Here is a 744-nt window from a genome sequence, read left to right on the forward strand (position 1 = left end):
CGAGCTTGCTGTGCCCGAGCAGCACCTGGATGACGCGGATGTCGACATCCTGCTCGAGCAGGTGGGTGGCGAAGCTGTGCCGCAGCGTATGCGGGCTGACGCGCTTGCGGATGCCGGCCACTTCGGCTGCCTCCTGGACCGCGCGATGCAGTTGCCGCGACGAGATCGGCGACGTGCAGCCGCGCCCCGGGAACAGCCAGCCATGGGGGAGCATCACCCCGCGCCGCTTGCCTTCGCGCCACCACAGTCGCAGCAGTTCCAGCAGTTGCGGCGAGAGCATGGCGTTGCGGTCCCTGCGTCCCTTGCCCTGCTCGACGCGGATCAGCATGCGTGTGGAGTCGATGTCGTCGACCTTGAGATGCGCGACCTCTGACACGCGCAGACCAGCACCATAGGCGACACCGAGCGCGGCCTTGTACTTGATGCCAGGTGCTGCCTCGAGCAGCCGCGCCGCTTCCTCCACGCTCAGCACCTCCGGCAGCTTGCGTGGATAGCGCATGATCACCAGCACACGTACCAGATCCCGCCGCTTCAGCGTCACCAGGAACAGGAACCGCAACGCCGAGACCGCGCCGTTGATGGTCGCAGGCCCGACGCCGTTCTCATGCTGATACAATTGGAAGCGGCGGATGTCCTCGGGCGTCGCAGTATCGGGAGAGCGTCGGAGGAAGGCTGCGAAGCGCCGGACGTGACGAACGTAGTCCTGCTGGTTATGGGAGCCTAGGCCCCGCATGAGCATGTCTT

1 protein-coding gene is annotated in these 744 nt (G+C 66.0%); it reads right to left on the reverse strand.

Annotation, left to right across the window (positions count from 1 at the left end; all coding sequences use genetic code 11):
• Positions 1–744, reverse strand: a 744-nt coding sequence (locus tag JQK88_RS35510) for a tyrosine-type recombinase/integrase (protein ID WP_203281243.1), incomplete at both ends; no start/stop codon positions are given.

Origin of the sequence: Mesorhizobium caraganae (assembly GCF_016836705.1) — a bacterium.
GTDB classification, from domain to species: domain Bacteria; phylum Pseudomonadota; class Alphaproteobacteria; order Rhizobiales; family Rhizobiaceae; genus Mesorhizobium; species Mesorhizobium caraganae.